Consider the following 6,195-nt stretch of genomic DNA (forward strand, 5'->3'; position numbering starts at 1 on the left):
AGGCCTTGCCATCGCAGCATCTGGTGGAGATATCCAAGATGTGAATACGGGGATTGCTGCGGGGAAAAATGCGGTTGAGAATAATAATTTAGCTAAAGCTACGTGGTATCTAGTACGCCCAAGTGAAATTGGCTCTCAAGTTAGTGTTAATGCCGTAGATCTATTAATGGCTAAAGGTCTTACAGCAGCAGAATCACAAGCGTTTTTAGAAAGCCTAACTTTGGAACAGCGGCGACTAATTGATCTAGCATTAGTCGATCCAATGGGAAATGAATTCCTTGAAGACGCAGTACGAAAAACTTATGAGCGTTATTATAATGATTATAAAAACACAATAGCCATAGATCCTAATGATCAACCCAAATTAGAAGGGTATCCAATTCCAGAGCTGACTCCTCCTTCCCAGGGTACGCGCCTATAGATCCAGATAAATTAGGCCCAAATCACACTGGGCATGATGATGGTTTAGATGATATTGATATTCGCCATGATACTGGTGGAAATCAGATCCCAGATAAAGATTGGCGAGATTATGCTATAAACGCAGAAATAACTCGAGGAGAGCATGCGGAAATTAGAAATAAAAGTAGGTCAAGTGATTAACGATATTGAAAACTCAAGGCCATCTGATATTCTTGTTCAGGATGATGGTCGATGGGTTGTCTTAGGCCCTAATGGTAGAGTTCATATTATTGAACCGGATGGTGAAGTTGTTACTTCTTATAAAAATCCTAGAAACAATACGACAAAACGAATTAAAGATGGTCGTTGGGGACGACCAAGTAGTGAAAAACTGCAAGAGTTCAGGGGTAAGTTTTCCAATTATTTTAAGGGGTGAATTATGGATTTATTAAAACAAGAATATGTAGCTAATGCAGTAACGTTATTTGATCTAAGACTTTCCGAAAGTGAAATTACTATATATTTAGATTGTGTTAATTTTATGTTGGAATACTGTACCAATGAGCAAATAAACCAACATACAGAATTCATGGATAAAGAAGAATTATCGTGGGTAAGAGATGATTTATTAGCGCTTATAAAAAGTATAGAGCATAAAGATTTTATTCCAGATAGATATAAATAATCAGTTTATACGTAGCAGCTCCAATTATTTTAAGAGGTAAGTTATGGATTTATTAAAACAAGAATATGTAGCTAATGCAGTAACGTTATTTGATTTAAGACTTTCAGAAGATGAAATAACGATTTATTTAGATTGTATCAATTTTATTTTGGAAAATTGTTCTAACGAACAAATATATAATTATATGCAAATGGATAAAGAAGAATTATCGTGGAGAAGAGATGATTTATTAGTACTTATAAAAAGTATAGAGCATAAAGATTTTATTCCAGATAGATATAAATAATCAGTTTATACGTAGTGGTTCCAATTCTTTTAAGAGGTAAGTTGTGGATTTATTAAAACAAGAAATCGAAAAAGTCTTTACTTAATTGTAGTAGCTCAAACTTAACCTGACATAGCTTATAAAGCTTTTATTTGGTGGCAGTTAACATTGTCACCAAGTCCTCTAATAATAACTGAAGAATAATAGTTTTAAATTGATTTTTACACATAGTGCACTTGTTTTTTCCTATTCAAAATACAAAATAACCCACCGTTTTACTCACAAAAATCGGTCAGAAAAGGTATTGATTTTATTTAATTTTTTATTTTAAGAATGATGGCAAAGAATAACACGAACTCTTTTACAACAACACCGACCTAAAAGGGGCAGTCATCTCCTCGGAAGCGAAAGATACCAGTAAAAACCGCCTTGATACGGGTACAATAAGCTTTAGTGATATCGAAAACAAAGCGGACTACAAAGTCAGTAGCAGCAGTGCTGGCATTAGTTCCAGTGGCATGCCATCGATGCCAACCAGTCGTAACAAGTCAGAAAGCGCAAGAATTATCAAAATGAGGTGAATAATGACAATAAATCGACAAAAATTTACAGTAAAATTTAAACGAGGTGCAGCGACACGGGTAATTGGTACAGGAAGCCTACAGCACAATGGGGATAAGTAAACAGCAATGGGCCGTTGGGTTGCTTAGTTAAAGTTAGTGCTTGATGGCTATACGCCCAAATCAAAAGCGCTAACCTGAGAGCAACAAATAATTCAAACCATAGAGAAAAAGATAAAACGACTTAAATTGGAGGAAGAAATACTAAAAAGGCTACCGTTCTTTTAATGTCGAACGAAGACAAAAATATGCGTTAAGCTATCAGTTAAGCGAGCAATACCCAATAAATAGATTTTGCGCATTATTTGCAGTATCTCAAGCAGCATTTTATAACCCTCGTTTGCTTCCGGAAAACAAAATCAGGCAATAACGCCGGCAACAGGTGAAATCCTCTTCAAACAAAGTAGAGGCTCAGCAGGCAGTCGAACGATAATCACAAAACTGAACCAGTAAGGTATCAAGATGGGTCGTTATAAGGTGAGAAAATTAATGAAAGAGGCAAAATTATACAGTAAGCAACCCAAAGCAAGGCATTTTAATCGTGCAACCGAGGAGCAATTTGAACTACTCAATAAGCTATCACGGAACTTTAACCCGATTAGCCCACATCAGGTATGGACAGGCGATATCACTTATATTTGGGCGGGAGGAAGATGGGTTTATTTGGCGATAGTAGCCGATTTGCACGCTCGGCGGGTAGTGAGTTATAGCGTATCAGATAAAGCAGATAGTCACTTAGTGATTAGATTAGTACATTAGACATGGCTTGGTCTTTACGAGGTAAACCAAAAGCTTTAGTGTTCCATTCTGACCAAGGTTGCCAGTATTTATTAGTTGCATTCAGGCATCACCTTAGTCGTTATGGAATAATACAAAGGGTTAGCCATCGTGGTAATTGTTGGGACAATGCGCCTACTGAACGCTTGTTCCGTAGTTTGAAAAGTGAATAGATCCCCAAGGCCGGTTATCGTCGTTTAGTTGAAACCAAGTCAGACATGTTCTGTTACTTATTCGGTTATTATAACCAAAGACGACCACATAGTTTTAACGCCGGTTTACCACTGACTATTGCAGAACAACCTAAATGGGTGTTTAAATACTTGACCATTATACATCCGTTCACCACCAGACGTTTTAAAAAGGAGGATTTGCTAAATCATCGTTGATTTAATGGGCAAAATTTCATACCATTACCAAAATAATTATTTAAGGAGAATGGTATGAAAAAGTTAATGATTGCCAGTATGGTGGCTTTTTTGGTGGCTGGATGTGCTCAAGTAGATAGTAACTTAAGTTCATTTAGTGGTGTGACATATAAAGATTATAGTAATGAATATAAACTGATCGATACATATACTTTAACTAGTCACATAGATAAAAGTATGAAAGACATTAAGGTTTGTGTGTTACAAAACATAAGGGATAGAAATGTTGTTTTGTCTGATAATTCTAATGACTTTGTTGGTGCTAGCGGCCGTTATTACAGTATACCCTCTGTAACGGTATCATCTAGTAGCGGAGCAAGACAATATTTTGATGATGATATTATTGTTGTTGACGGCTTAACGCAGTATAACAATCCACAATCTTTTATCCCAATAATAAACTATGTTCGTTACACTTTATCGATAAAACAAGATAAAGACAAAAATAATACTCAATATTTTTTCAATAATATTACTCAGGCTCAGTCCACGACAGGCTCAGTACCTAATAATGGGTTTAACCCTGTCGGTAACTGGAATGGAGCCAACCCGTCTATTATATTAAATACCTTGAATATCGAAAAGCAAAAAGTCGAAAATTGTTTAGGCAACTAATGTTTCATTAGTGCTCATATTTGTTGACAAACACACTCATCAAACCCTCTTAGAGGGTTTTTTTATTATATAAAATTGACTGATCAAGCTAATATTAAATTTCAAGTTAAAGTTTGCTTTAAGTCATAATGGTTAATTTTTACATATATAATGCAATATAATAATAACTTTAATTTGCATTTAATGAGTTATTAATATGAATAATAAACGTAATGGTAGTTTGACAAGGGCTAAAGCTTTAACTACACAGCAAAGAAGTGAAATAGGGAAGAAAGGCGCAAAAAAAGAGAAGAAAATAAAAATTTACCTATAGCAACACATATAGGTGAATTAAAAATAGGTGAAAATATATAAATAGTTAGCTAAATTTCATCAAGATCGTAAAACCTTGGGGTATAGTCGCAACAGCTATTCAAAAAACGCTATGAATAGGTCGGAAAATTAGCTCTTCAGGAAATAAGCGGCAAAAACTTTTAAGGCATTTTGCTTGGGAGTATGAAGATTATAAACCCTAGTAAATTGTAGTAGTGGATAGGCTACACTAAATGTCAGATTAAATAAAGGTTACTACGTATCATAACTGCGAAAAATATTCAAACATTACCATTTATAAGGTGATTTGAATGCCTTTTTAAAATATGTTTTCTCTGCCATTTTCTATCTTTTAATCAGTTGCAATATGTAACATCCAGTGAAACAGCATAAATAGCCCGCCAAATGATAAAATCAAGGTACAAAAAAAGGCGTATATTTGCTCGCTTTTGTTTAGTTTGTAATCTTTGTTGAACTTATCGGTTTGTTTTGAATTTACAAAATCTTTATTTGTCATAATCAGCTCCCTAAAAGCCCTCAAAAAAGGCAAACGGATGTAGAATGTGCTGTTTTTCCAGCTGTCAGAATGTTTGGTTATACTCAAGTGTGGCTTGTGAGTAGCAAATATCAGTTATAAATTGGTTGTAAAGGTCTGCGTCAATGCTTTTGCTTTCTAGTTTTATTTTTAGTAATTCTATAATTTGCCAATCATTATCATTGTCAAAATTCTTGATTAATTCTTCAGCTCTGGTTTCAATCCATTCATCTTTAGCGTCTTGCATTTCGGTATTGTTCATCATTTTACAATAGGCATTTTCGTAAGCGTTCTCTACAGATCTATGTAATTGCATAGGTTACCTCGCATTCTTATATTTCAAACTCAAGCACACTCTATGAATGAGTGCTTTGATTTGAGCACTGATTTAATCGTCTAAATCATTTTCGTATAAAGATAATTTATCTCTCAATTCAGCAAGCGCAAGAGCTGATGCGACGATCGGCTGTGCGTGTTGTGACACTATTTCCTTGAGATATATAATGAAAGCTTTCTCTGTTATCGTTTTCAAACTTTTTGAATCAAAATTTACCCGTGTTTTTGCGAATAAATCTCCGTTATCGTCAATTTCGACAATTAGCGTTAATTCAATTTCTTTTTTAGCCATGTTTTACTCCTTTGTTATCAAATTATTTGTTGTGCCTTATTGCCGTTCTTCATGAACCCGCCAAGCACCCGAGGCAGGTTTAACGCCGTGCCGTTCGACTATCTATCAAAACCGCTCTATTGCTTAATTGTTTTGTTAAGGTGATTTGTTTTGATGTGACAATTACAACATAAGTTGTTATTGATATCAACATCTAAAGTTGTTATTGTTTTGAAGGGAGTTGTTAAATTGTTGTTTCTGTGCAATTAATTGTTGTTTGATTGCTTGTTTTTTGAGCGATAAAGTGTTTTGAAGTTGTAGGTAAGGAATTTTAGGCGTGAAAAAACGCATGGAGCGGGTGAGGGATTTAAGCTATAAGATTGAGTTCAGCCCGCTCAATTCTTTTTAATGCTTGCTGCGGAGTGTTTACAGGGGTAACTATGATTGAGTGCCTATCTCCAACTTCTTCTAGCGTTAATAAAGCATCATTTAATCGCTTCATTTGTCGCTTGCTAAATGTGATATCATCTTCAGTCGGTCTATAGACAATAAGCTCATGTGTACTTCGTGTAAAGAAATTATCATGATCCTTGATAGCAAATAAATCTAACAATCTTGCTTTGTTTTTATCTAAATCTGTCCCTATGTTATTTGGTCTTAATCTTTCGGTATTAATTGCCGAGCGATCACTCAGGAAAAATATCTTAGCAGCTCTAGCTTCTGATACAACCTTAAATTCTCTATCAAAATAACGATCGAAGCTTGGATGATTATTTATAGTTATATCTTTTAATAATTTTGACCAAGTGTTATCTGATGAATATTGGTCATTCTCTTGATCGTTAGCATAAAAATCAAGGGACGATAGGCTTGATGTTAGCATCACCGCTTGCCTAAGAACTCCGATAATATCACTGGATGAGGTGCTTTTTATTTTACCCAAAACAAC

At 34.9% G+C, this 6,195-nt stretch carries 9 protein-coding genes and 2 pseudogenes; 7 read left to right on the plus strand and 4 right to left on the minus strand.

Annotated features, from left to right (window positions below; translation table 11 throughout):
* Positions 1–4: 4 nt before the first annotated feature.
* From A9G28_RS06185 to A9G28_RS06215, 7 genes and pseudogenes are all read left to right on the plus strand, one after another.
* A pseudogene (locus A9G28_RS06185) lies at positions 5–421 on the plus strand (VENN motif pre-toxin domain-containing protein); the annotation flags it as partial.
* A 144-nt stretch (positions 422–565) separates the two neighbouring features.
* Complete coding sequence (locus A9G28_RS06190; RefSeq protein ID WP_218057337.1) at positions 566–838, plus strand: hypothetical protein; 273 nt, start codon at positions 566–568, stop codon at positions 836–838.
* A 3-nt stretch (positions 839–841) separates the two neighbouring features.
* Complete coding sequence (locus tag A9G28_RS06195) at positions 842–1,087, plus strand: hypothetical protein (RefSeq protein ID WP_065580099.1); 246 nt, start codon at positions 842–844, stop codon at positions 1,085–1,087.
* Between the two features lie 43 nt (positions 1,088–1,130).
* On the plus strand, positions 1,131–1,373 hold the full coding sequence (locus A9G28_RS06200) for a hypothetical protein (protein WP_065580100.1): 243 nt from the start codon (positions 1,131–1,133) through the stop codon (positions 1,371–1,373).
* Positions 1,374–2,434: 1,061 nt separating this feature from the next.
* A complete protein-coding gene (locus tag A9G28_RS06205; protein ID WP_065580101.1) occupies positions 2,435–2,731 on the plus strand; it encodes an IS3 family transposase in 297 nt (98 codons plus the stop codon).
* A 2-nt stretch (positions 2,732–2,733) separates the two neighbouring features.
* Positions 2,734–2,922, plus strand: coding sequence for an IS3 family transposase (locus tag A9G28_RS06210; protein WP_065568069.1), 189 nt, complete (start codon positions 2,734–2,736; stop codon positions 2,920–2,922).
* Between the two features lie 270 nt (positions 2,923–3,192).
* Complete coding sequence (locus A9G28_RS06215; protein WP_065568068.1) at positions 3,193–3,792, plus strand: hypothetical protein; 600 nt, start codon at positions 3,193–3,195, stop codon at positions 3,790–3,792.
* Positions 3,793–4,456: 664 nt separating this feature from the next.
* Here the strand turns inward: A9G28_RS06215 and A9G28_RS13550 are convergent.
* The 4 genes and pseudogenes from A9G28_RS13550 to A9G28_RS13555 form a co-directional block, all read right to left on the minus strand.
* Positions 4,457–4,621, minus strand: a complete 165-nt coding sequence (locus tag A9G28_RS13550; protein ID WP_176700707.1) for a hypothetical protein — start codon at positions 4,619–4,621, stop codon at positions 4,457–4,459.
* A gap of 64 nt (positions 4,622–4,685) precedes the next feature.
* Positions 4,686–4,955, minus strand: coding sequence for a hypothetical protein (locus A9G28_RS06220; protein ID WP_065580102.1), 270 nt, complete (start codon positions 4,953–4,955; stop codon positions 4,686–4,688).
* A 72-nt stretch (positions 4,956–5,027) separates the two neighbouring features.
* Positions 5,028–5,267 carry a hypothetical protein gene (locus A9G28_RS06225; RefSeq protein WP_065580103.1) on the minus strand — a complete coding sequence of 80 codons (240 nt, stop codon included), beginning with the start codon at positions 5,265–5,267 and terminating at the stop codon, positions 5,028–5,030.
* Positions 5,268–5,613: 346 nt separating this feature from the next.
* A pseudogene (locus A9G28_RS13555) lies at positions 5,614–6,195 on the minus strand (hypothetical protein); the annotation flags it as partial.

It is taken from the genome of Gilliamella sp. Fer1-1 (assembly GCF_001690825.1).
Classification (GTDB): domain Bacteria; phylum Pseudomonadota; class Gammaproteobacteria; order Enterobacterales; family Orbaceae; genus Gilliamella; species Gilliamella apicola_C.

Excerpts from the sequence above, each read along its gene's own strand:
- A9G28_RS06195 (WP_065580099.1), top strand. The coding sequence starts at position 842 with ATGGATTTATTAAAACAAGAATATGTAGCTAATGCAGTAACGTTATTT.
- A9G28_RS06190 (WP_218057337.1), top strand. The coding sequence starts at position 566 with ATGCGGAAATTAGAAATAAAAGTAGGTCAAGTGATTAACGATATTGAA.
- A9G28_RS06200 (WP_065580100.1), top strand. The coding sequence starts at position 1,131 with ATGGATTTATTAAAACAAGAATATGTAGCTAATGCAGTAACGTTATTT.
- A9G28_RS06220 (WP_065580102.1), bottom strand. The coding sequence starts at position 4,955 with ATGCAATTACATAGATCTGTAGAGAACGCTTACGAAAATGCCTATTGT.
- A9G28_RS13550 (WP_176700707.1), bottom strand. The coding sequence starts at position 4,621 with ATGACAAATAAAGATTTTGTAAATTCAAAACAAACCGATAAGTTCAAC.
- A9G28_RS06205 (WP_065580101.1), top strand. The coding sequence starts at position 2,435 with ATGGGTCGTTATAAGGTGAGAAAATTAATGAAAGAGGCAAAATTATAC.
- A9G28_RS06210 (WP_065568069.1), top strand. The coding sequence starts at position 2,734 with ATGGCTTGGTCTTTACGAGGTAAACCAAAAGCTTTAGTGTTCCATTCT.
- A9G28_RS06225 (WP_065580103.1), bottom strand. The coding sequence starts at position 5,267 with ATGGCTAAAAAAGAAATTGAATTAACGCTAATTGTCGAAATTGACGAT.
- A9G28_RS06215 (WP_065568068.1), top strand. The coding sequence starts at position 3,193 with ATGAAAAAGTTAATGATTGCCAGTATGGTGGCTTTTTTGGTGGCTGGA.